The sequence below is a fragment of the Aestuariivirga litoralis genome, from assembly GCF_015714715.1.
In the GTDB taxonomy this organism is placed as follows: domain Bacteria; phylum Pseudomonadota; class Alphaproteobacteria; order Rhizobiales; family Aestuariivirgaceae; genus Aestuariivirga; species Aestuariivirga litoralis_A.
Genome location: NZ_WAHS01000001.1, coordinates 826,896 through 850,199 on the forward strand (window position 1 = coordinate 826,896; position 23,304 = coordinate 850,199).

The following is a 23,304-nucleotide window of genomic DNA, read 5'->3' on the forward strand; positions in this document are numbered from 1 at the left end:
CTTGCGTCACTGGTGTTGATTTTGGGCAACGGTTGCGCTTATTGGCGTGATGCCAAGTCAAATTGATAACCGGCTCTACCGCCGGATCAGGGGATTTTCGGGCTGGGCCGCCGCCGCACTTGTAGGCGTGGGAGCCTTTCTGGGCTTTGCCACTTTCCTGCTGCTTACCGGCCTGACACCCATCCAGCCTTCGGGCAAGAACATCACCTATCTATTGATTGCCAATGCCGTTGTCGTTGCCATCATGGTCGCGATGATTGCCGCCCAGTTTCTGCATTTGCTATGGGAGCGGCGGCGCGGAACAGCCGGTGCGGGTTTGCATGTCAGGTTGGTGGGCCTGTTCAGCCTGGTGGCAGTGGTGCCGGCGCTGTTGGTGGCGGCCTTTGCCACGGTGACGCTCAGCCGTGGTCTTGATACCTGGTTTTCAACCCAGACCCGCGGCATTGTTGAAACGGCAGCTTCGGTGGCCGATGCCTATGTCACCAATGCCTCAGAAGCCACCCGGAATGATCTTGCCAATATTGCTGGCGATTTAGTGCAGCAGCAGCAAATTCAATCTTTCAACGAAGACAGGCCCACATTTTCCCAGCGGCTGACTCGGCACGCGTCCTTGCGAAATCTCGGCGCCATATTTGTGGTCGACATCACCAGCCAGGAAGTTGACACCAGCGTAGCGGCATCGAAGGAGATTGGATTCCTGCCCCCATCCACCGACATTCAGGCGCAAATCGCAAAAGGCGATCCGGTGCTTATTCCGCCGGCCCGGGGCAGCAATCTGATCCGCGCGGCGATGAAGTTGCAGGGCTATCCCAACGCGTATCTCTATATCTACCGCCTGGTTTCGCCGGCCGTGATCGAGCAACTTGAAAAGACACGAGCTGCCAAAGCGCAATATGACCAATTGCAGAATGACCGTTTTGGCGTGCAGCTCAATTTTGCACTCGTCTATTCCCTTCTGGCGCTAATCTTTTTGTTGGCTGCTGTATGGGCGGGCATGTGGTTTTCCGATCGCCTGGTTGCGCCCATCGTGCGGCTTCTCAACGCCTCGCGCGATGTGGCGCGTGGCGATTTCAATGCCAAGGTGAAAGTGATTGACGGCCCGGGTGACTTGCAGCGCTTGTCGCAGACTTTCAATCTGATGACCGACCAGATTGCACAGAGCCGTGACCAATTGGTTGAAACCAACCAGCAGCTCGATGGCCGCCGCCGCTTCACCGAAGCCATGCTGGAAGGCGTCTCCGCTGGCATCATCGGCATCGGCTCGGATCAACGGATCACGCTGGTGAACAAATCAGCACTTAATCTGCTGGGCAAGGCTGACCATGAATTGATGGGGCAGTCGGTGACGAATGCCCTTCCGGAATTTGCCGCGATCTACCATGCCGCGCAGGCCCGCAGTGTGGGTTCTGCTGACGGACAAATCGACTACAAGGTGAGGGGTCAGGATCTCAGCTTCATCGTGCGCATCACCACAGAGCTTGGCACCCATGCGGATCATGGCCATGTATTGACCTTTGACGACATTACCCAATTGGTTTCGGCGCAGCGAAATTCGGCCTGGTCTGACATCGCGCGGCGCATTGCCCATGAAATCAAGAATCCGTTGACTCCCATTCAATTGTCGGCGGAGCGGCTCAAGCGCAAATACCTGAAGGAAATCCAGTCTGACCGGCAGATCTTCGAACAATGCACTGATACGATCATTCGTCAGGTGGGCGATATTGGGCGCATCGTGGATGAGTTCTCGTCCTTCGCACGCATGCCATCTGCAGTGCCGGAACCCAACAATCTGAATGACATGGTGCGCGAGGCCACTGTCCTGCAGCGCGTTTCAGCTTCGGATGTTGATATCGAATTTGCCTTTGGTTCGGATCAATTGGTGTTCCCGTTTGATCGCCGATTGCTGACCCAGGCCGTGACCAATCTGGTCAAGAATGCGGGCGAGGCTATTGAGGCGCGCAATGCCGACGCACCGCGTGGCCGGATTTTGATCTCCACCGGATTGCACGGCGATGTGCCCTTCATGAGTGTGACCGACAATGGCATCGGCTTGCCGGAAGAAAACCGCAACAGACTGGCGGAGCCCTATATGACCACACGTGAAAAGGGCACGGGCCTTGGCCTGGCCATCGTCAAACGCATCATGGAAGAGCATGGCGGCTTCCTGCGCCTGTCGGATGCGCCGGGAGGCAAGGGTGCTGTGGTGACGCTGGAATTTGCGCCGCAGCCTGAACTCGTTAGGGAGAGTGCGTAATGGCCGCCGATATTCTGATCATTGACGATGAGGCGGATATCCGCGAATTGATCGCAGGCATTCTGCAGGACGAGGGGTTCGAGACACGCCTCGCGCATAATTCCGATGCCGCTTTGTCGGAGATTTCGCAACGCAAGCCATCGCTGGTCATCCTCGATATCTGGTTGCAGGGTTCGAAGCTCGACGGGCTCGATCTGCTGCTGGAAATCCAGAACATGCAGATGGGCGTGCCGGTCATCATCATTTCCGGCCATGGCAATATCGAAACGGCGGTCGCTGCCATCAAGCGCGGCGCTTATGAATACATCGAAAAGCCGTTCAATTCCGAACGCCTGTTGCTGGTTGTCAGCCGTGCGCTGGAAGCCACGCGTCTGCGGCGCGAGAATGAAGAATTGAAGGGCCGCTCCGGCGTTGATGCGGAATTGCTGGGGCAGAGTGCCGTGATGCGGCAACTGCGGCAGACCACCAAGAAAATTGCATCCGCCAACAGCCGCGTGCTGATCACCGGGCCGATGGGGGCGGGCAAGGAACTCGTTGCGCGTTCGGTGCATAGGCTTTCACAGCGCGCCGAGCGTTCCTTCGTGGTGATGGGTGCGGCGGCGATGGCGCCTGAGCGCATGGAAGAAGAACTCTTCGGGATTGAATCGCATGCCGGCGAACCGTTGCGTGTTGGCGCACTGGAAGAAGCGCATGGTGGCACGCTTTACATTGACGAAGTGGCCGATATGCCGCTGGAAACCCAGGGCAAGGTTTTGCGGGTGCTGGTGGACCAGACATTCCAGCGGGTAGGCGGCAAGAAAAAGGTGAAGGTCGATGTGCGCATCATCACTTCGACGTCGCGTGACCTCGTGACATTGATCGCCGCCCAACAATTCCGGGAAGACCTCTATCACCGCCTCGCGGTGGTGCCACTGCATGTGGCTGGCCTCAACGAACGCCGCGACGACATTCCGGAGCTGATTGATTATTTCTGCAAGAATTTTGCCGCCACCTCGGGACAACAAGTGCGGCGGTTCTCGCCAGAAGCCGTCACCACCATGCAGACGCGTGACTGGCCGGGTAATGTGCGCGAGCTGCGCAACCATGTGGAACGCGCTCTGATTCTTTCAACCGGCGATGGGAATGACGTGGTGACCCCGCAATATCTGAGCGGCGATAATGCGCAGGTTTCTGCCCCCGGCTTCTCGCAGGATAACTTGCTGGCGCTACCCTTGCGCGAAGCGCGCGATTTGTTTGAGCGGGAATATGTTGCCGCACAATTGTCACGTTTTGGCGGAAACATCACCAAGACAGCGCAATTCATCGGAATGGAACGGTCCGCTTTACACCGTAAAATCAAGATGTTGGGTCTTGCTGCCAAAGAACAAGAAGAAGAACCGGTCTGAAGCTTTTACCCAACCGCCTGAATCAGCTAAGGTTGGCCAACTGGTTTGGGCGTAAAAACAACAACAACCCACGGTATGGTCATGGCACAAGAAAAACAACAAAACCTGCAAGACACCTTTCTCAATCACCTGCGCAAGACAAAAGTGCCCGTCACCGTGTTTTTGGTGAACGGCGTCAAGCTGCAGGGCATCATTACCTGGTTTGATAATTTCTCCATGCTGCTGCGGCGCGATGGCGTTTCGCAGCTGGTCTACAAGCACGCGATTTCAACCATCATGCCGGGCGCCCCGATCAGCCTTTTTGAAGACGAGAACCGCGAGTAGTGACTGGTAAAGGTATTGATTTTTCGCGCGAGGGGCCTGAGGCCGCTCGCGCCATTGTGGTTCACGTCGAGCCCAAGACCAACAAGGCACAGCATGCTTTTGAGCGCACTGCTGCTTCCAAGCTGGAAGAGGCGATGGGCTTGGCTGATGCCATTGATCTTGAGATCGAGCTCGCGATCATTGCGCCCTTGGCTGCACCCAAGCCTGCTACCTATATTGGCTCCGGCAAGGTCGAGGAAATCGGCAAGAAGGTTAAGGAGACCGGGGTTGAGTTGGTCATCGTCAACGCCCAGCTTTCTCCTATTCAGCAGCGCAACCTTGAAACCGCGTGGGACTGCAAGGTGCTGGACCGCACGGGTTTGATCCTGGAAATTTTCGGCCGCCGCGCTTCGACGCGTGAAGGCTCACTGCAGGTCGAACTCGCACATCTGCAGTATCAGAAATCACGCCTGGTTCGCTCATGGACCCATTTGGAGCGGCAGCGCGGCGGCTTCGGCTTCCTTGGTGGCCCTGGCGAAAGCCAGATCGAAGCGGATAGGCGCCTCATTCAAGAGCGCATCGCCAAGATCGAGCGCGAGCTTGAAGTGGTGGTGAAAACCCGTGACTTGCACCGCAAGGGCAGGGAACGCGTGCCCTATCCGATCGTCGCACTGGTGGGCTACACCAATGCCGGCAAGTCTACGCTGTTCAACAAGCTGACGGACGCCAATGTGTTCGCCAAGGATTTGCTGTTTGCCACGCTCGACCCGACGATGCGCAACATCACGCTGCCTACGGGCCGCAAGATTATCGTGTCTGACACGGTGGGCTTCATTTCCGAATTGCCAACCACGCTGGTCGCCTCGTTCCGTGCCACGCTGGAAGAAGTGCTGGCGGCCGATGTGATCCTGCATGTGCGTGACATTGCCCATGAAGAGTCCGAGGCACAGGCCATTGATGTGGCCAAGGTGCTTGGTGATCTGGGTCTTTCAGAAGACCGCAAGAATCTGATCATCGAAGTGTGGAACAAGGCCGACCTTCTGGATGAGGCTGCGCGCAGCGGCATGCTGGCCAAGTCTGACCGGCGCGCCGATGTGGCCTTGGTCTCCGCACTTTCGGGCGAAGGCATTCCTCATTTGCTGGATCTGGTTGAACTGAAACTGGCGAAAACCAGCACGGTCTATGAATTGACGCTAGACGCTTCAGATGGGCAGGGCCTCGCCTGGGCGCATCAGCGCGGCGAAGTGATTGATCGTCACATTTATAAGGACGGGCGCACCAAGCTTACGCTGCGGCTGGATGCCAATGCGGCGGGGCAGGCTGCTGCACGCTTCGGTAAGACAATCAAGGCTCGGGCTTAAGTTCAGCCCATTCCGTTGCGCGGAATTATCCTCTAAGACTGCGGCACCACATGGTGCTCAGGCCCGAGAGGATTTCATGCGCGTTCTGATTTTTCTGATTTCGATTTTCGTCATCGCTTTTTCCAGCCAGGCGCGCGCCAGCGGCGACGCAGGCTGCACACCCAGCCTGCAAGCCTTCCACACGGATTTCAGCAGCTGCGATAACATGGCGGTGATTTCGCCGGCCAATGACACGCGGGTTAATTTCACGCTACTGCTGCTCGATCTGCGCGGCAAGAGTGCAGACAAGCTGAATGATGCACAATCATCCGCCTATTCAAACTGGCCGAACAGTGATTGGGCCTGGCCCACTGACTGGCAGAGCTTTGCGGCCCTGTTCGCTGCGCCCGTGGATGACGCACAGAAGCCTGCCGATGATGGTTCAGAGACTTATGGGGAAGGGACTATCTGCATCAGCGATAGCAGCGGTGCCGATGGTTTTGTAAAAGCTGTTACGAGTGACAGCGGCGTTGAAGATACCGAGAAGCAGGCGCTGACTGATGCCCGCAAGCAGATCCATTGCTCGTCATCCAGCGATGCGGCCGCAACGCCGCTTCCCACGCTCACCGTGCATTCTCCCGCAGCCACCGAATTTGCGGCTTATCTGGCGGCAATCAACAAGTTCTACACGGTGGATCACAATGATCCGGCAGGCTTCACCTCGCTCAAGGAGGCCAAGCAGCCCTGGGTGAAGGAAGCGGCGATTTATATGGAAGCGCGCGTCAAACTTCTGGCGGCATTGCAATCGGGTTTGAGTGATTACGGTGACGTTGATCTCGCCAAATCCGACAAGACTGCTGCAGCTGCTGCAGGTGAAGCGCTCAACGCCTATATCAAGGCTTATCCAGAAGGCACCTATCTCAATTCGGCACGCGGGCTGCTGCGCCGGGCCTTCTGGTTATCGGGCGATGCCAAGCAGCAATTGGAAGCCTACAGCGCTCAGATCAATGATACGGCGGATGCCGTGAAGGCTCTAAGCGAGACTGACCTTTCGCAAGAAATTGATGCCAAGCTTCCCAGTGACGCCTACCACGATGCTAAGGCTGATCCTTTGCTGCTGGCGACCGACCTGTTGAAGCGCATGCGCCCCAATGCCCCTGAAGATGCCAAGCTTGATCTCACCGAAGCTAATCTCGATGCGGTGAAAGACGTATTCAAGGATAAGCCGGAGCTTTTTGTGTATCTCCAAGCCGCGCTTGCACATTTCGTGAAGCATGATGACAAGGCGGTTCTGGCCCTGCTTCCGGAACAGAAGATCACCGACAAACTCAACAACCTGGCCTTTGCAACGGCGATGCTGAGGGCCGAAGCGGCGCATGATGCGAAGGGTTTTGCGGATGTGATCGAGCATGCCAGCTCGCCCTTGCAACGCGCTAATGCGGAGCTCGCTTTGGCCATGGTTCAGGAGCGGGCAGGCAAGGCCGATGCCGTGTTCGCCAAGGACAGTCCGGTGAGCAGCACTTTGGTGCGCGTGCATCTGCTGGAATATGTGGCGGGGCCCGGCCTGCTGCGCCGTGAGACTATCAATGCCGCGACCAGCCGGTCGGAGCGCGAGCTGGCGCTTTACACGCTGCTCTACCGCGACCTGACGCAGGGCGCTTACAAATCCTTCGTGGATGATGTGAAGCTGATCGCGCCAGCGGCGGCCAACGTGGAAACGCCGGACCTGAAGCTTGGGCCGCGACCGGCGCTCAAGGATTTCCTGTGGGATGGCAAGGGGGAGGGGTTTGATTGCCCTGCACTTGCAGCCATCGCCGCCAAGCTTGCGGCTTCACCCAAAGATGGCCATGCCAAACTTTGCCTGGGTGAGTTCCTGCGGCTGGTGATCGGCGATGAGTTTGAGCTTGCCACAAGGCCGGCCAAGGATGAGCTGGGAGGGTCTGCGCTCATGTTCCCTGGTACTACCATCACGCGACAAGACATCTACACGCAGGTCATGGCCGATGTGAAAGCTGCCGGTGACGACAAGGCCTTTGCACTTTCGCGCGCGATCAATTGCTATGCCTCGGTGGGCGACAACCATTGCGGCGGCAAGGATGTGGACAAGAATGTGCGCAAGGGCTGGTTCAACAGGCTGAAGTCGGAATTCGGCAGCACGGCTTATGCGCGCGACACGAAATACTATTACTAGGCTGGCTGTCGTTCTGCTGGCCCTATGGCCCGCCCTGGTGAGCGCGCAGCCGGTATCCGCCGACGATTACCGTGCCTTCTGGCTGTGGTCGGGGGTAACGCCCAAGCCGGCACTGGCCAAGGCGCAGGAAGTGTTCTTGCTGGCTGGCGAGGTGACGGCGCGGGGGATCACCTCTCAGCGCGGGGCCACGCCGCGCGTGAAGACCAGCAAGGTCTGGATTGTTTACCGGGTGCAAACGCTGGACTGGCCTCCTGGTGCGATGGAAAATATCCTGCGCCATGTGGCGGCGTGGCAGGATGCAGGCAATGACATGGCGGGCCTGCAGATTGATTTCGATTCCGGCACGCGCAATCTCGGTAGCTATGTGGCCTTCCTCCGGGATGTGAGGGCGAAGCTTCCATCAGAGCTGAAGCTGGGCATTACCGGGCTGCTTGATTGGGGTGCCAATGCGCGGGCAGCGGACCTGGCTGCACTGCATGGCGTGGTGGATGAAGTGATCCTGCAGATCTACCAGGGGCGACGGGTGATACCCGGCTATCAGAACTATCTGGTGCGGTTGCAAAAGCTCAATGTGCCGTTTCGCGTTGGCCTGCTGGAGGGTGGCGGGTGGAGTGCACCGGGCAATCTGGCGGCTGATCCGATGTTCAGGGGCTATGTGGTTTTCCTGGTGAATGGAGCAGGGCGCTGATCACGCCTTCTCGGCCTTCTTGGCTGCGTCCCACAGGCCGTCCATTTCCGCCAGATCGGAATCCTTGGGCTCCTTGCCTGCCTTGGCCAGCTCGATTTCGATGAAGTCGAAGCGGCGCTCGAATTTGGCATTGGCGCCGCGCAGTGCAGCCTCCGGGTCGATGCCCAAATGCCGCGCCACATTGGCCATGGCAAAGAGCAGGTCTCCGAATTCTTCCTTTTTGTGGTCGGCGTCAGCTTCCTTGAACTCGGCAATTTCCTCGGTGATCTTGTCATAGACATTGTCCACGGAGGGCCAGTCGAAGCCGACCTTGGCGGCCTTGGCCTGCAGCTTGAGGGCGCGGGTGAGGCCGGGCAGGTTCACAGGCACATTGGCCAGCACGCTTTGCTTGGGAGCACCCGCACGCTCCTTGGCCTTGTTGGCCTCCCAGAAGCCCTTGGAGACGCCAGCGGCCTTGGCAGCCTCGTCACCAAAGACATGGGGGTGGCGGCGGATCATCTTGGTCACCACGGCCTCGATCACATCGTCAAAGGTAAAGGCGCCAGCCTCGGCGGCTATCTGGGCGTGATAGACGGGCTGGAACAGAAGGTCGCCCAGCTCGTCCTTCAGGGCTGCCATATCCTTCTTCTCGATGGCCTCTGCCACCTCATAAGCTTCCTCGATCGTGTAGGGTGCGATCGTGTCGAAGCTCTGTTCAAGGTCCCATGGGCAGCCGGTGACAGGCGTGCGCAGGGCCGCCATCACAGCTAGGAGGGTATCGATGGAGCGTGGGTCCATGCGGGTCGGGTCTTGTTCTGACATTCAATCCTTCATTCGCATAATATATATTATGGAATATTCTGAGATGGTAGAATTTGGCGGAAAGCTGGCCCCATCAAAGTGCTACGCCAGATCCTTCAGTTCCAGCTTCATGCCATCATAGGCAGGTACGGCATTCTCTGGCAGCTCCTTGGCGAGGGTTTCATAGTCCAGATCAATGTGCATGTTGGTGATCACGGCGCGCTTTGGCTTCAGTGCCTTGATCACGCCGATGGTCTCCTCAAGCCTGAAATGGCTGGGATGCGGCTTGTAGCGCAGCGCGTCGATGATCAGCAGGTCTAGGCCTTGGAGCGCCGTCATGGCAGGCTCGGGTACGCCATTCACATCGGGCATATAGGCGGTGTCGCCACTGCGGAAGCACAGCGCGTCGATATTGCCATGGCGCACAGGGATGGGCAGGGCCGTGATGCTTCCCCCTGCTCCATGGCTTAATACCGTAATGTAAGGCGTGATCTCGTGGGGCTGGGCGATGGCCGGGTAGTCATTGGCGGAGACGAAACAATAGGCGAAGCGCGACTGCAAGGTGCGCATGGTCTCCGGCGTGGCATGGATGGGCAGGCGCTTGCGGCCGATCAGATAGAGCGGCCGCAGGTCATCGATGCCGTGGGTGTGGTCAGCATGGTCATGCGTGAACCACACACCATCGAGATGCGAGACTTCAGCTGACAGCAGCTGCTCGCGCAGATCAGGCCCGGTATCGACCAGCACCTTGGTGGTACCGTCCGGGCCCTTGCGTTCCAGCAGGATCGAGCAGCGGCGGCGGCGGTTCTTTGGGTTGGCCGGGTCACAGGCGCCCCAGTCATTGCCGACGCGCGGCACGCCTGCCGATGAGCCGCAGCCCAAGATGGTTAATGCCAGCGTCATGCCGCATTCCGGAAAGTGGCTGGCATTTGTATCTTGTCGAATAGCCGGAAGAAATTGGCCGAGGTGAGATAGGCCATCTCGTCGCGCGTGAGGCCTCTTGTGGCGGCCAGTGTCTCCAGCGTCTTCACGACGTAGCTTGGTTCATTGTCCTTGCCGCGAAACGGTACTGGCGCGAGGAAGGGCGCATCGGTCTCCACGAGCAGACGATCGACTGGCATCGCCTTGGCGGTAGTGCGCAGGTCTTCTGCATTCTTGTAAGTGAGGATGCCCGAGAAGGACACATAGAGGCCGAGTTCCATCCCCTTCTCTGCCAGCCATTGCTGTGAGGTGAAGCAATGCAGCACAGCCTTGAAAGCGCCCTTTGCCATTTCCTCTTCCAGCACGCGGGCGGTGTCTTCCTCCGCCTGCCTGGTGTGGATGACCAGCGGCAGGCCGGTTTCACGCGCGGCGGCGATGTGGTTTTTGAAACCAGTCATCTGCGCATCGCGCGGGCTGAGGTCATAGTGATAATCGAGGCCCGCCTCGCCGATGCCGACGCATTTGGGGTGCTGAGCCAGCTTCACCAGCTCTGCAACCGTAATGTCGAGTTCCTCATGTGCATTGTGCGGATGGGTGCCCACGGTGCAGAAGATGTTGTCATGGGCTTCAGCGATGGCCTTCACACGATCGAAATTTTCCACACGGCTGCTGATGGTCAGCATCAGGCCAACCCCCTGCTCGCGGCAACGCGCCAGCACATCCGGCAACTGGTTCGACAGCCCGTCATAGTCGAGATGGCAATGGCTATCGACGATCAGCTGCCTCATGCCTTGGCCTCAGGCTCCACGTAGCGTGGGAAGATCGGCTGTGGGGCTGGCAGCGGCGTGCCGGATTTCAGCGCCGTGTCGAAGCTGGCAAAACTGCGTTCCTCTTGTGGCACAGCCAGTGCGTCAAGCAGCTTGGCAGCGGATTGCGGCACATAGGGCTGCACCAGCAGGCCGACGCGGCGCAGTACTTCGGCGGTGACATAGAGCACCGTTTCCATCTTGGCTGGATCGGTCTTCTTCAGGCCCCAGGGCGCTTCGCCGGCGAAATAGCGGTTGGCCTCAGCGACCACTTTCCAGATCACATCCATGGCCTTTGAAATGGCGTAGGCGGCATGCTGGTTCCGCACTTCGGCCAGCATGGCTTGCGCCATCGCCAATATCGCCTTGTCGTTGTCCGACAGCGAGCCGCAGACCGGCACCACCGCATTGCAGTTCTTGTTGATCATTGACAGCGAGCGCTGGGCGAGGTTGCCGAGATCATTGGCGAGGTCGGCATTCATCCGGCCCTGGATGGCATCCTGGCTGTAGGAACCATCATTGCCGTAAGGCACTTCGCGCATGAAGAAATAGCGCACTTGGTCGACGCCATATTGATCCACCAGGTCCTTGTGGCTGAGCACATTGCCGGTGGATTTCGACATCTTCTCGCCCTTGTTGAACAGGAAGCCGTGAACGACGATCTGCTTGGGCGTGGGCAGTTTGGCCGACATCAGGAAGGCCGGCCAATAGATGGCGTGAAAGCGTGTAATGTCCTTGCCGATCACATGGGCAGAAGCGGGCCAGAAATGGGCGAGCGGTGCCTTGGCATCGGGATAGCCGGTGGCAGTGATGTAGTTGGTGAGCGCGTCGACCCAAACATACATGACGTGCTTCGGATTGTCCGGCACCGGCACGCCCCAATTGAAGGTGGTGCGGCTGATTGAGAGATCCTTGAGGCCGCGCTTCACGAAGGAGACGATTTCGTTGCGGTATTGCTCCGGCACGATGAAATCTGGATTCTCGTCGTAGAATTTCAGCAGCGGCTCGGCATAGGCGGAGAGCTTGAAGAAATAGCTCTCCTCTTCTACCCATTCGACCAGCGTATTGGTTTTCAGCGAAAAGCGGCGTTCCTCGCGGACTTCGGTTTCGTCCTCGTCGTAGTAAGCCTCGTCACGCACCGAGTACCAGCCGGAATATTTGGCGAGATAAATATCGCCATTGGCTTCCATGCGGCGCCAGATATCCTGCACCGCTTCGCGGTGGCGCGCTTGGGTGGTGCGCACGATGTCGTCAGCTTTGGCGTTCAGGTCTTCACCCATCTGCTCGAACAGTACCGCCGTGCGGTCGGCCAGCTGGATTGGTGTAATGCCTTCGCGCGCTGCCGTCTGCTGCATCTTCTGGCCATGCTCATCCATGCCGGTGATGAACAGGACATCAGCGCCGTCCAGCCGCTTGAAACGCGCCATCACATCAGTGGCGATCCGCTCATAGGCATGGCCAATATGGGGCGCGCCATTAGCATAGGGAATGGCGGTGGAAATCAGATAGGTCTCTTTGGTCATGAGCTTGGCTATAGCGCCGGGGTCACGACGCTTTCAAGGCATCATTCACGATCTGGAGCTGCTCCATCGCGGCCTGCTTCCGATCGAGGTTGAAGCCTTCGGCAATGCGGGCGCGTTCGGCCAGGCGGCTATAGGCTTCGGCCAGTGCGGGCGAGGCCGTAGACTTGGCGCGGGCGGCCGTCCATTCCAGAAGCAGGCGGTTGAAGATGCCGAACTCATCCCACGAAACGTTGCGGCCACCTAGCTGTTCTGCTATGGCCAGCAGCTCTCCAGCGCGCGGTTTTGTCAATCCGGCAAAGCGCGCGAAGGCTTTGGCTCCGGTTGAGGACAGCAGCGCCAGCGTTTGCGAGATGCTGCCGCCGGATTGCGCCACCGCTCGGTCCAACTCCTCAGGGTTTGGTCGAGCATCTAGAGGCAAGTTATTGATAATGCTTAGAACCTGCTCTTGCACAAGCGGCTGCATGATCATCCGCAAGCAACGTGATTTGAGGGTGCGCAGTAACCGGCCCGGCTGGTGAGATACCAGAAAAATCAATGTCTTGGCTGGTGGCTCTTCCACCAGTTTGAGAATGGCATTGGCGCTTTCGGAATTCAGATCATCCGCCGCATCCACGATGACTACGCGCCAGCCTGAAGCCGTACGGGCGAGAAAGTTGGCCAGGCCGCGTGCATCATCCACCGAGATTTCGGCGCGCAGCCTCCGCGGCTTGGAATCATTGAGCTGGCGCTCCAGCACGAACAAATCCGGATGCGCCCTGCTCTCCATCCAGCGCCGCGCCTGATCAGTGCCGCCCAACACCTTGATGGCCAACTGGTAGGCCATGGTGGCCTTGCCGATGCCTTCCGGCCCGCAGAGCAGCCAGGCATGATGCGGCTTGCCAGATTTGAAGGCCTTTTCAAATTGGCTCACTTCGGCGGCGTGGCCGATAAGCTTTGTGGTGTAGCGCGGATGCCAGGGGCGTTCGCGCGGGTCTTCATTTTCCTCAGCCATTGACCACCTGCCATATCTTGGCGGAAACAGCTTCGATGGATTGCGAAGCGTCGATCAGCTTGCAACGCTGGGGTTCTGCCTTGGCGATAGTGAGAAAGCCTTCACGCAGCTTCTGATGAAAGCCCAAGCCTTTGCGCTCAAACCTGTCTTCGGCGTCGGTGCCGCGGTTGCTGGCGCGCGCGAGGCCGAGTTTCGGATCGAGATCAAAAATCAAAGTGAGTGCCGGGCGAGTATCAGCGACTATAGATTTTTCCAGATGGTCGATCAGTTCGAAAGGGCAGCCCCCAGCATAGGCTTGATAGGCACGAGTAGAATCCATGAAGCGGTCGCAGAGGACGTGTTGGCCCTTAGCAAGTGCCGGGCGGATCACGTGGCGCAAATGGCTGTCACGGGCTGCGTAATTGAGCAGCGCCTCGGCTTTGGCTGACCAGCGCCCCGTGTCTCCGGACACCAGAAGATTGCGCAGGGCCTCGCCTTCAGGCGTGCCGCCGGGTTCACGCGCGGTGATGACGTCCTTGCCGTCTTGGCGCAGGCGCTCTGCCAGCAGCTTCACCTGTGTCGACTTCCCGGTGCCCTCGCCGCCTTCGAAAGTAATGAGCATGCTTAGCCTCCGAAGAGCGCGATCAAGGCCGTGTCCAGCGCCTTGTGCCACATGGAGGTTGTCGCAGGAACGTCAGTAGCGGTTTCCAGCTTGGCCTCAGCCATGACTTGGCCGTCCACCTTCAGCCGGATCACGCCTTGCGGGGTGCCGGCTTTGACCGGGGCCATCAGTGGACGCGAGTAGCTTACGCTGATGTCTGCCTTGTTCTGCTCAAACGGGGCCAGCGCCGTGTCGAAACCTTGAGGTGCCACAAGGTCTACCCATGGCGTGTCGCCACCCCACACGCGGGCCTTCACAACAACATCGCCGGGCTCATAGACGCGGATGGGTTTGAATTGTGCAAAGCCATAATCCAACAGCTTCTGCGCGGCCTGCTGGCGGGCACTGACACTGTCGAGGCCAGCGACCACGATGATCAGCCTGCGGCCATCGCGCTCAGCCGAGCCCACCAGACTGTAGCCAGATTCCTTGGTGTAGCCCGTCTTCATACCGTCCGCGCCGTCATAGTCTTTCAGCAGCGGGTTGCGATTAGGCTGGGTGATCTTGTTCCAGGTGAATTCACGCTGGCCGTAAATTTTGTAAAACTCGGGATAGGTGTCGATGATGTAGCGGGCAAGGATGCCAAGGTCTCGCACGCTCATGCGCTCGGCAGGGTCCGGCAACCCTGTTGAATTGGCGAACGAAGAATTGGTCAGGCCCAATTCCTTCGCGCGGACATTCAACCGCTGGGCAAACACAAGTTCACTGGTTGCAATGTTTTCTGCCAGTGCGATGCAAGCATCATTGGCGGACTGGATGATGGCGCCGTGGAGCAAATCATCCACTGCCACTTGTGAGTTGGGATTGGCGAACATGGTGGAACTGCCGCCGGCGGCACCGCCAATTTTCACCGCATTGGGGCTGACAACCATCAACTGGTCCAGTTTCACATCTCCCCTCTTGATCAGATCAAACACATAAGCTTGGGTCATCAGCTTCGCCATGGAGGCGGGCGGGATAGGCTTGTCAGAATCTTTTTCGAAAAAGACGTAGCCGGATTTTGCGTCGATCAGGATTGCACTGCGGGCCGGAATATCAAAAGCAGGTGCCGCCGCCGGCGGGTTGGCCGGGGCCGCCCAGGCGGGTGCGGCCAAGAGCAGGAGAAACGCAATCAGGAGGCGCGGGAGCATGGGCATGGCTTAAGCTAGTTGGCGGGCAATGCCCAGTTGATTTCGCCTTCGCCGTGTTCAGCAAGGAAAGCGTTGGCTTTTGAAAAGGGCTTCGAGCCGAAGAAGCCATTATGGGCGGAGAGCGGCGAGGGGTGGGCTGAAGGGATCACCAGGTGTTTGCTGCGATCGACAAAGGCAGCCTTCTTCTGCGCATAGGAACCCCAGAGGATGAAGACCAGCGGGCGGCTTTGCGCATTCAGCGCTCGGATGATGGCATCAGTAAAAAGTTCCCAGCCTTTGCCCTGATGCGATGCTGCACGGCCTGACTCGACGGTTAGAACAGAATTCAGCAGCAGCACGCCCTGCTCCGCCCAATGTTGCAGATTGCCGCTGCGCGCTGGCTTGATACCGAGGTCTGTTTCCAGTTCCTTGTAAATATTCACCAAAGAAGGTGGCGGGCGCACGCCATCGCGTACAGAGAATGAAAGGCCGTGCGCCTGGCCCTCACCGTGATAGGGGTCCTGCCCCAGAATCACCACGCGCACCTTGTCCAACGGCGTAAAATTGAGGGCCGCAAACCATTCCGAGCCCTTAGGGAAAATCTGCTTGCCCGACTCGCGTTCGGCCAGCAGGAAATCGCGCAGCTTGTGCATATAAGGCGCGTTGAATTCCCCGGCGAGCGGTTTGAACCAGCTGTCATGGAGTTTGATCGGAGAGGATGTTTCAGACATGAGCCGAAACTAGCAGGCTTAGGCAGGCGCGCCAAACTGCTTGAGGGCCAGCATCATTACGGCATGGGCTGCGCCCGGCCCGATATTGACAATCTTGTGCGGCACGTCGGCGCGAAAGCGCACCGCCTCGCCTGCCCGGCCGATGCGGGTTTCGCCGCCGGTGGTGATTTCGAGTTCGCCGGTCACGATATAAAGATGCTCGATGGTGCCAGCAGGGTGCGGCGAGGATTCCAGCACGCCTTTTTCCTGGGCATGGAAATCATACCATTGGAATACATCAACGAGGCTCAAGGGTCCGACGATGGCGAGGCGGCACAGGCCGTCCTGGCTTTCCAGCATGGGAATACCCGACTTGGTCTGGTGATCAATAAAGAGTGATTGCTGCTCGCCCCGCAGCACTTCATCCACCGTCGTATCGAGCGCGCGGGAGAGGCGCACAACGGTTGAAAGCGTGGGGTTGGTTTCGTTGCGCTCGATCTGCGAAATGATGGATTTGGCCACGCCGGATTGTTCGGAAAGTTCGCCCAGCGACATGTTGTAAGCCTTGCGCAAACGCTGGATGGTCTTGCCCAGATCGGCCCCTGCATCCTCTGTCGCAGTTGTGGAACTCTTGGGGTCGCGGCGGCTTGACATAGGCTGGTCCTTCAAATAGAACTGGCGTTCGGAATAACGAACAAACTGCCTTTACGCCCAAAAGATAGTCCAAATCCAGTGTTTTTTAAAGGAAAAGCTGGTGTTTGGTGAAAATGACGGCGGACCAGTAAAGCGAACGGAGCGCTCCCATGCGATATTTCCCGCTGTTTTATGACCTCGAAAATGCCCGCATTGCCGTGATCGGCGGCGGCGAGGAAGCCTTGCGCAAAATCCGCCTGCTGCTGAAGACGCCGGCGCAGATTGAAGTGATTGCCGATGATCTTCACCCGGAATTGAACGCCAATCCGCGCGTGATGTGGAAGGCGAAAACCTATCAGGCGAAGCATCTGGATGGGGTGAAGCTGGTGTTCTCTTCCGTGCCGGAATGGAATGCGCAGGTTTCCGCCGATGCGATGGCGCGCGGCATTCCGGTCAATGCGGTGGATGATGCCGCACTCTCTTCTTTCCTGGTGCCCTCCATTGTAGATCGCGACCCGGTGGTGATTGCCATTGGAACTGAAGGTGCTGCACCCGTGTTGGCGCAGGCCTTGCGGTCGAAGATCGACGCATTCGTTCCTAGCCAATTGGGTGCTGTGGCACGCCGGGCTTCGGCTTTGCGGACCTTGGTTGCCGAGAAGATTGAGGCTGGTAAACGCCGCCGTAGCTTTTGGGCGGACTTCTTCTTTGGTTCGGTGGCGGATGCTCTGAAGGACAAGGATGAAGTGGCTTATGAACTGGCCGTGGGGGATGCACTGTTTCATCACGCGCATAGCAGCAAGGGCCGCCTGACCATCATTAGCGCTCCTGCCGATATTGATGAACTGACGCTGAAAGCGCAGCGCCGCCTGATGGAAGCCGATGTGATCGGTCGGGTGGGCGATGTTGCCCCTGCCCTGATTGAAATGGCACGGCGTGATGCTGTACGCATTGATGGCACTGAAAACCTGCTTGATGAAGTGAAGCGCGGCCAGTTGGTGGTCGTTCTCGGCAATGCCACTGCGCTGAAAGCCAAAGCGGAGGCTGAAGGCGTTGTTGTTGAGACGGTTGCACCCGCACATGCGGCTGACCATATCTATCCTGAATTTGAGAAAGCAGCATCATGAGTGCGGAAGAAAAGGGCCAGGTGATGACGGCCAATCGTTTGGGCGACGGCATTGCCGTGTTCCTGCAACGCAATGGCAGCTGGAGCGAGAAGATTGACGATGCAGTGCTGGCGCTGGAGCCCGAAGCTACGGCAGCCCTTGAGGCGCGCGCGCTTGCGGACGTGAAGGCCAATGTGGTCACGGGGCAGTATTTCTTCGCCGCAACGCGCATTAACGGCAAAATCCGGGCAACTGACAATCGCGAGCGTATTCGCACTTTGGGCCCCACGGTTCGGCTCGATCTGGGCAAACAGGCAGAAGGCACCGCCGGTGCGTTTCTGCTGGATGAGGTTTAAGCCATGTATCGTTATGATGAGTTTGATGCCAAGTTTGTGAGCGAGCGCACCGCGCAGTTCCGTGACCAGGCCAACCGCCGCCTGTCTGGCGCATTGACGGAAGATGAGTTTCGCCCGCTGCGTTTGATGAACGGGCTTTATCTGCAGCTGCACGCTTACATGCTGCGCGTGGCCATTCCCTACGGTACGCTTTCTGGCAAGCAGATGCGCAAGCTGGGCGACATTGCCGACAAGTGGGACAAGGGCTACGGCCATTTCACCACACGCCAGAACATCCAATATAACTGGATCAAGCTGGAAGACACCGCCGACATTCTGCAGGCTTTGGCCGATGTGGAAATGCATGCCATTCAAACATCCGGCAATTGCATTCGTAACGTGACTACCGATCATTGGGCTGGTGCTGCCGCTGATGAACTGGCTGATCCGCGCCCGATTGGTGAATTGATCCGCCAATGGTCATCGCTGCATCCGGAATTCTCCTACCTGCCGCGCAAGTTCAAGATCGCCATTACCGGTGCGCCGCATGACCGCGCCGCCGTGAAGGTGCATGACATCGGCTTGCGATTACACAAGAATGCAGCTGGCCAGCATGGCTGGGAAGTGATGGTTGGCGGTGGCCAGGGCCGCACGCCGATGATCGCTGTAACTGTGCGCGAACATCTGCCTGAGAATGAATTGATCGCCTATCTGGAAGCGATCATGCGCGTCTATAATCTCTATGGTCGCCGCGACAACAAGTACAAGGCACGCATCAAGATCCTGGTGCATGAAATCGGTGCCGAGAAATTCCGCGCCGAGGTTGAGGCCGAATATGCCAAGCATCCGGCGCAACAGACGCAGGTTGAAGAAGCCGAACTCGCCCGCATCACCAAATATTTCGCTGTGCCGGCTTTTGAAAGGCTGTCGCGCTTTGCGCCGCATTACGAAGATGCACGCCGCGCTGATCTAGAATTTGCTGGCTGGGCCCGCAATAATCTGGCGGCCCATGCGCGCGATGGCTACACTATCGTCAACATTTCACTCAAGCCTGAAGGTGGCATCCCCGGCGATGCCACGGGCGATCAGATGCGCGTGATGGCGGATCTGGCCGAGCGTTTTTCCTTCGATGAGCTGCGCGTCAGCCATGCCCAGAACATCGTGCTTCCGCATGTGAAGCTGGAAGATGCCTATACGATCTGGAAAGAACTGAAGACGCATGATCTCGCCGCCGCCAATTATGGGCTGGCTGGTGACATCATCGCCTGCCCCGGCCTTGATTATTGTGCGCTTGCCACGGCCCGTTCGATCCCTGTGTCGCAGGCGATCAGCCGCAAATTCGGCGATCTGGCCAAGCAGGAAGATTACGGCCCGCTGAAGATCAATATTTCCGGATGTATCAATGCTTGCGGCCACCACCATGTGGGCCATATCGGCATCCTGGGCCTCGATAAAAAAGGCGAGGAATATTACCAGATCACGCTGGGTGGCTCGTCATCCGAGAACGCGTCGATCGGTACAATTCTGGGGCCGGGCTTTGCCGCCCATGAGGTGCCCGATGCAATCGAAACCATTCTCAATACCTATGTGAAACTGCGCGACAGGGGCGAGGATTTCCTCAGTGCCTATCGCCGCGTGGGGCCCAAGCCCTTCAAGGAGGCGCTCTATGCCACTGCTTAAGAACAGTCAGTTCGTTGATGACGATTACATCACTGTTGGAGATGAAGACGCGCTGCCGCAAGCCGGCCGCGTGTTGGTCAGCTTTCCGCGTTTGAAGAAGGAATGGGACGAGATTGCCAAGCTCCCCGCGATGGTGGGTGTGCGTCTGGCCAATACCGACAAAGTCGAAGAACTCACGCCTTATCTTTCGAAGATTGCGCTGGTGGTGTTGAGCTTCCCGGCCTTCACTGACGGTCGCAGCTATTCGATTGCGCGCGGGCTGCGGCTTGACGGCTATCGTGGCGAGTTGCGCGCCGAAGGCAATGTGCTGCCGGACCAGCTGCAATATATGCGGCAGATCGGTTTCGATTCATTTTTGGTGACTGACCGTTTCCCGCTCGAAGTCTGGCAGGCCGCGGCACACCAGATGTCGCTTGCCTATCAGCGCGGGCTGTTCCGTCAGGTACAAGAAACTGAAGTGTGGTCCATCCGCCATCAGGGTTTTGAGGCTTGGGAGGAACAGCCTCATGCTGGCTAGAAATCCTCAACCACAACCGATCAACCAGAACGAAGTTCTCGAAGCCTATGCGGGCTTGGAAGGACGCGATCTGATCCGTGCCTTCGCGCGTGACTTTGAAGGCCGTATCGCGCTCCTGTCATCGTTCGGTGCTGAATCCTCCGTGCTGTTGCACATGCTGTCGGAAGTTGATCCCAGCATTCCGGTGATCTTTCTCGATACGCTGAAGCTGTTTCCGGAAACCATTGCATACCGTGACCGGCTCACGCGTGAACTGGGCCTGCGCGATGTTCGCGTGTTCCAACCGAATGTGGCTGATCTGGAACGTGACGATCCGGCGGGTACGCTGCATCTCAGCAGTCCGGACCGGTGCTGCCATATCCGCAAGACCTTGCCGATGGAAAAGGCTTTCCGCGGTTTTGATGTGATGATTTCCGGCCGCAAGCGCTTCCATGGCGCGGCGCGTTCTGACCTGAAGCCGATCTCATTCGATGACCAGCGCATCAAACTGGAACCGCTGGCCTCGTTCACTTCGCTCGATCTGCATAATTACAAGGTTATGCGGCAATTGCCGTCACATCCGCTAAATCTGGAAGGCTATCATTCGATCGGCTGTGCGCCGACCACCTGCACCACCAAGGGCGGCAGCGCGGATAATCCGCGTGCCGGCCGCTGGATGGGGCAAGAGAAGACCGAATGCGGCATTCACTTTTCGGCCAATGGCAAGATCATCCGCATGGAAGCGCGAGGATCTGCCGCTGATCTGGTGAACGCATGAGCGAGACTTCGCCGAGCGGCGCCGCAGAGAAACACATCAGTTCAAATTCCAATCCACGCCGGTCATTCGCCAAAGCGGTGAGCTGGCGCATCATCGGTTCGCTCGATACGGCCTTCTGGGGCTGGCTTTTCACCGGGTCGTTCAAGATCGCAGGATCGATCGCTACGTTCGAAGTGGTGACCAAGATTGTGTTGTATTATTTCCACGAACGCGCTTGGTCTTTTAGTCGCTTTGGCTTGCGCGATTTAAAGAAAGCATAAGCCGACTTGATTAAAGCCGCGTCTTGGCGTTGTCGCCCATATCCGGCTTTGCTCCGGTCAAGGCTGCTGCAATCATTTTGGTCATCGCCACCAACTTGCTGGGGCTATCCCATAGCTCGCCTTCAGTGGGAGAAACCGTGATCACGCGGATGCTGGGATCGGTCTCGTCGTCCCACCAAGCTTTGTCGGTTTTCTCCCACAGGTCAGCGATCAGGTCGCGGTCATTTTTGACTGACGCGCGGCCGGTGATGGTGACATATTTGTAGGCAGAGTTATCCGCCCAAGCCAGCGTGACAATAGGGTTCTGATCGATTTGGGCATTCTTGGCGCCCTCCTCATCCACTAGAAAGTGGATTACATGTTCTTCTCGGAAAACACGAGCAGAGAGGGGCCGTGCGCGTGGCTGTTTCCCATCCCAAGTGGTAAACATGCAGATGTCAATTTTTTCAGCGAGTTCCCATATCCGGTCGGTCACTTCCTGCGGGCTCAGATCACTCTTTTGCTGGTCCTTGCTCATGGTGCACTCCTTGTTGCTTGAACAAGTGGAACATCGGAACCGGGGCGAAGTTCCCTAAAAAACGTGCAGCAACATTGGAGGACCCTGTGCGCCCTCCCTCTTATTTTTAGCTGTTGACTGCCATTGCCTGCTTCAAGTCAGCCAACAGGTCACTTGCATCTTCCAGGCCCACCGATAAGCGCAGGCAGCCATCACTGATGCCCATCAGCGCGCGCGCTTCCGGTCCAATATTCTTGTGCGTCGTGGTGGCCGGATGGGTGATCAGGGATTTTGAATCGCCCAGATTGTTGGAGATATCAATGATCCTCAGCCTGCGGAGCAAATTGAAAGCGCCTTCCTTGCCGCCCTTCACATCAAAGGACACCATGGTGCCGCCCAGCTTCATCTGCTTCTTGGCCAGGCGCACCTGCGGGTGCGTGTCGTGATGCGGATAATAGACCCGCTCGATGCTGGGCATGCCGTCCAGGCTGTTGGCCAGATATTCCGCCGAATGGCTGGAGGCGTTGACGCGCAGCTTCATCGTTTCCAGGCCCTTGAGCAGCACCCAGGCGTTGAAGGGCGAGAGCGTGGGGCCGGTGTGGCGCAGGAAGGGCTTCAACAGCTCTTCCTTGAATTTGGCGGTGGACAGGATCATCCCGCCGAACACCCTGCCCTGCCCATCGGTGTGCTTGGTGTTGGAATAGAATACGATATCCGCACCCAGCTCCATCGGCTTCTGCAGCAGCGGCGTGGCGAAGACATTGTCGATCACCACCTGCGCACCGGCCTTGTGGGCGATGTCGCTGATGGCTTCAATGTCCAGCACTTCGAGCAGTGGGTTCGATGGCGTTTCGAAAAACAGGATTTTGGTTTCTGGCCGGATCGCGGCTTTCCACGCACTCAAGTCATTGCCATCGACCAGCGTGGCGGTGATGCCGAAGCGTGGCAAGATTACCGTAAGGATCTGGTAGTTCGAGCCGAACAGCGATTTCGACGCGACAATGTGATCGCCGGATTTCAGCTGGCAGGCCAGTGAACCCCAGCAGGCGGCCATGCCTGAGGCTACGGCATAGGCGGCTTCTGCCCCTTCCAGCATGCGGAAGCGTTCCTCCAGCATGGTGACGGTGGGGTTGCCATAGCGGCCATAGACATAGCCTTCCTCTTCGCCGCTGAAACGGCGCTCGGCGGATTCCGGATCGTCATAGACATAACCAGAGGTGAGATAGAGCGCCTCGGCGGTTTCGCCGAATTCGGAACGGGTCAGGCCGCCGCGGATCAACTTGGTTGAGTCACCCCAGCCGGTCGGGTCTTGCGTCTTGGTGTATTTGCCTTTTTTCATGATCTCAGCTTTGCACCCAGGGAAGACCTGCGGCCTTCCAGCCATTGACGCGGGCCCGGTGGCCGTCCGCGTCCTTGTCGCCCTCGAAGCCTTGCGACACGTTCCAGGCATTGGTGAAACCCGCTTGCGCAAGCGCAGTGGCAGCCGAGGCGGAGCGCGCGCCAGAGCGGCAAATGCAGAACACTTCGGCATCGGGCGGCAGGCCGAGTGCGCGCACCTCTTCGACAAAGCGGGCATTCACATCCATGGTTGGGTAAACCTGCCATGACAGGCGCACCAGACGGTCCACCTGCGGTACGCCCACAAAGGTCCATTCCGGCTGGGTGCGCACGTCGATGAGCACGGCGGCGGGATTGGCCTTGAGGCGTTGGTGGGCTTCGGGTGGAGGCAAATCGCCTTTATACATTTGTCGGTCCTTGTCGTTTGTGTCGTCATACAACACCCGACAAAACCTACAAAGGGGAAAGCTGATTGGACCAGCAGGTGAGACAGTCTGGCTATGATCGTAACGCGCATCAGTGTTAGATTGCCTGATCAAGCAAA

General features: G+C 58.1%; 24 protein-coding genes. 12 read left to right on the forward strand and 12 right to left on the reverse strand.

Annotation, left to right across the window (positions count from 1 at the left end):
* Positions 1-49: 49 nt before the first annotated feature.
* The 6 genes from F8B91_RS04445 (at position 50) to F8B91_RS16890 (ending at position 8,161) form a co-directional block, all read left to right on the forward strand.
* On the forward strand, positions 50-2,254 hold the full coding sequence (locus tag F8B91_RS04445; RefSeq protein ID WP_196502493.1) for a sensor histidine kinase NtrY-like: 2,205 nt from the start codon (positions 50-52) through the stop codon (positions 2,252-2,254).
* The gene (locus F8B91_RS04450) at positions 2,254-3,639 is read left to right on the forward strand and encodes a sigma-54-dependent transcriptional regulator (protein ID WP_196502494.1); all 1,386 of its coding nucleotides are present in this window, start codon (positions 2,254-2,256) and stop codon (positions 3,637-3,639) included. Before F8B91_RS04445 ends, F8B91_RS04450 begins: the two co-directional genes overlap by 1 nt.
* An 81-nt stretch (positions 3,640-3,720) precedes the next feature.
* Complete coding sequence (hfq, locus tag F8B91_RS04455; RefSeq protein WP_196502495.1) at positions 3,721-3,963, forward strand: RNA chaperone Hfq; 243 nt, start codon at positions 3,721-3,723, stop codon at positions 3,961-3,963.
* Positions 3,963-5,303, forward strand: coding sequence for a GTPase HflX (gene hflX, locus F8B91_RS04460; protein WP_196502496.1), 1,341 nt, complete (start codon positions 3,963-3,965; stop codon positions 5,301-5,303). The genes hfq and hflX overlap by 1 nt, the downstream gene beginning before the upstream one ends.
* Positions 5,304-5,379: 76 nt before the next feature.
* Positions 5,380-7,473 carry a hypothetical protein gene (locus F8B91_RS04465; RefSeq protein WP_196502497.1) on the forward strand — a complete coding sequence of 698 codons (2,094 nt, stop codon included), beginning with the start codon at positions 5,380-5,382 and terminating at the stop codon, positions 7,471-7,473.
* 37 nt (positions 7,474-7,510) lie between these two features.
* Positions 7,511-8,161 (forward strand): DUF3142 domain-containing protein, encoded by a 651-nt coding sequence (locus tag F8B91_RS16890; RefSeq protein ID WP_196502498.1) that lies wholly within the window; start codon positions 7,511-7,513, stop codon positions 8,159-8,161.
* On the opposite strand, the gene mazG is transcribed toward F8B91_RS16890, so the two are convergent.
* The 9 genes from mazG to F8B91_RS04515 form a co-directional block, all read right to left on the reverse strand.
* On the reverse strand, positions 8,162-8,938 hold the full coding sequence (gene mazG / locus F8B91_RS04475) for a nucleoside triphosphate pyrophosphohydrolase (RefSeq protein ID WP_196503887.1): 777 nt from the start codon (positions 8,936-8,938) through the stop codon (positions 8,162-8,164).
* A gap of 105 nt (positions 8,939-9,043) precedes the next feature.
* Positions 9,044-9,844, reverse strand: a complete 801-nt coding sequence (locus F8B91_RS04480; protein ID WP_196502499.1) for an MBL fold metallo-hydrolase — start codon at positions 9,842-9,844, stop codon at positions 9,044-9,046.
* Positions 9,841-10,641: a TatD family hydrolase gene (locus tag F8B91_RS04485; protein WP_196503888.1), complete on the reverse strand. Its 801-nt coding sequence runs from the start codon at positions 10,639-10,641 to the stop codon at positions 9,841-9,843. Before F8B91_RS04485 ends, F8B91_RS04480 begins: the two co-directional genes overlap by 4 nt.
* A gap of 5 nt (positions 10,642-10,646) precedes the next feature.
* Positions 10,647-12,191 carry a methionine--tRNA ligase gene (gene metG / locus F8B91_RS04490; RefSeq protein WP_196502500.1) on the reverse strand — a complete coding sequence of 515 codons (1,545 nt, stop codon included), beginning with the start codon at positions 12,189-12,191 and terminating at the stop codon, positions 10,647-10,649.
* 22 nt (positions 12,192-12,213) lie between these two features.
* Entirely contained in the window at positions 12,214-13,182 is a 969-nt protein-coding gene (locus F8B91_RS04495) for a hypothetical protein (RefSeq protein WP_196502501.1), read from the reverse strand.
* Positions 13,175-13,783 carry a dTMP kinase gene (gene tmk / locus F8B91_RS04500; protein WP_196502502.1) on the reverse strand — a complete coding sequence of 203 codons (609 nt, stop codon included), beginning with the start codon at positions 13,781-13,783 and terminating at the stop codon, positions 13,175-13,177. Before tmk ends, F8B91_RS04495 begins: the two co-directional genes overlap by 8 nt.
* A gap of 2 nt (positions 13,784-13,785) precedes the next feature.
* The gene (locus F8B91_RS04505) at positions 13,786-14,952 is read right to left on the reverse strand and encodes a D-alanyl-D-alanine carboxypeptidase family protein (RefSeq protein ID WP_196502503.1); all 1,167 of its coding nucleotides are present in this window, start codon (positions 14,950-14,952) and stop codon (positions 13,786-13,788) included.
* 14 nt (positions 14,953-14,966) lie between these two features.
* Positions 14,967-15,662: a uracil-DNA glycosylase gene (gene ung, locus F8B91_RS04510; protein WP_196502504.1), complete on the reverse strand. Its 696-nt coding sequence runs from the start codon at positions 15,660-15,662 to the stop codon at positions 14,967-14,969.
* Positions 15,663-15,680: 18 nt separating this feature from the next.
* Positions 15,681-16,295, reverse strand: a complete 615-nt coding sequence (locus tag F8B91_RS04515) for a helix-turn-helix domain-containing protein (RefSeq protein WP_196502505.1) — start codon at positions 16,293-16,295, stop codon at positions 15,681-15,683.
* Positions 16,296-16,444: 149 nt separating this feature from the next.
* On the opposite strand from F8B91_RS04515, the gene F8B91_RS04520 reads away from it, so the two are divergent.
* From F8B91_RS04520 to F8B91_RS04545, 6 genes are read left to right on the forward strand one after another with little or no spacing between them, the layout of a single operon-like run.
* Positions 16,445-17,398, forward strand: a complete 954-nt coding sequence (locus tag F8B91_RS04520) for an NAD(P)-dependent oxidoreductase (RefSeq protein WP_196502506.1) — start codon at positions 16,445-16,447, stop codon at positions 17,396-17,398.
* On the forward strand, positions 17,395-17,733 hold the full coding sequence (locus F8B91_RS04525; protein ID WP_196502507.1) for a DUF2849 domain-containing protein: 339 nt from the start codon (positions 17,395-17,397) through the stop codon (positions 17,731-17,733). Before F8B91_RS04520 ends, F8B91_RS04525 begins: the two co-directional genes overlap by 4 nt.
* A gap of 3 nt (positions 17,734-17,736) precedes the next feature.
* Positions 17,737-19,392 (forward strand): nitrite/sulfite reductase, encoded by a 1,656-nt coding sequence (locus F8B91_RS04530; RefSeq protein WP_196502508.1) that lies wholly within the window; start codon positions 17,737-17,739, stop codon positions 19,390-19,392.
* Entirely contained in the window at positions 19,379-19,909 is a 531-nt protein-coding gene (locus tag F8B91_RS04535) for a DUF934 domain-containing protein (protein ID WP_196502509.1), read from the forward strand. Before F8B91_RS04530 ends, F8B91_RS04535 begins: the two co-directional genes overlap by 14 nt.
* The gene (locus tag F8B91_RS04540) at positions 19,899-20,666 is read left to right on the forward strand and encodes a phosphoadenylyl-sulfate reductase (RefSeq protein ID WP_196502510.1); all 768 of its coding nucleotides are present in this window, start codon (positions 19,899-19,901) and stop codon (positions 20,664-20,666) included. The genes F8B91_RS04535 and F8B91_RS04540 overlap by 11 nt, the downstream gene beginning before the upstream one ends.
* Positions 20,663-20,926: a DUF2061 domain-containing protein gene (locus tag F8B91_RS04545; RefSeq protein ID WP_196502511.1), complete on the forward strand. Its 264-nt coding sequence runs from the start codon at positions 20,663-20,665 to the stop codon at positions 20,924-20,926. The genes F8B91_RS04540 and F8B91_RS04545 overlap by 4 nt, the downstream gene beginning before the upstream one ends.
* A gap of 10 nt (positions 20,927-20,936) precedes the next feature.
* Here F8B91_RS04545 and F8B91_RS04550 read toward each other — a convergent pair whose 3' ends face one another.
* From F8B91_RS04550 to F8B91_RS04560, 3 genes are all read right to left on the reverse strand, one after another.
* Positions 20,937-21,443: a pyridoxamine 5'-phosphate oxidase family protein gene (locus tag F8B91_RS04550; protein ID WP_196502512.1), complete on the reverse strand. Its 507-nt coding sequence runs from the start codon at positions 21,441-21,443 to the stop codon at positions 20,937-20,939.
* Between the two features lie 106 nt (positions 21,444-21,549).
* Positions 21,550-22,761 (reverse strand): O-succinylhomoserine sulfhydrylase, encoded by a 1,212-nt coding sequence (gene metZ / locus F8B91_RS04555; protein ID WP_196502513.1) that lies wholly within the window; start codon positions 22,759-22,761, stop codon positions 21,550-21,552.
* A gap of 4 nt (positions 22,762-22,765) precedes the next feature.
* Positions 22,766-23,167 (reverse strand): rhodanese-like domain-containing protein, encoded by a 402-nt coding sequence (locus F8B91_RS04560; protein WP_196502514.1) that lies wholly within the window; start codon positions 23,165-23,167, stop codon positions 22,766-22,768.
* Positions 23,168-23,304 lie beyond the last annotated feature (137 nt).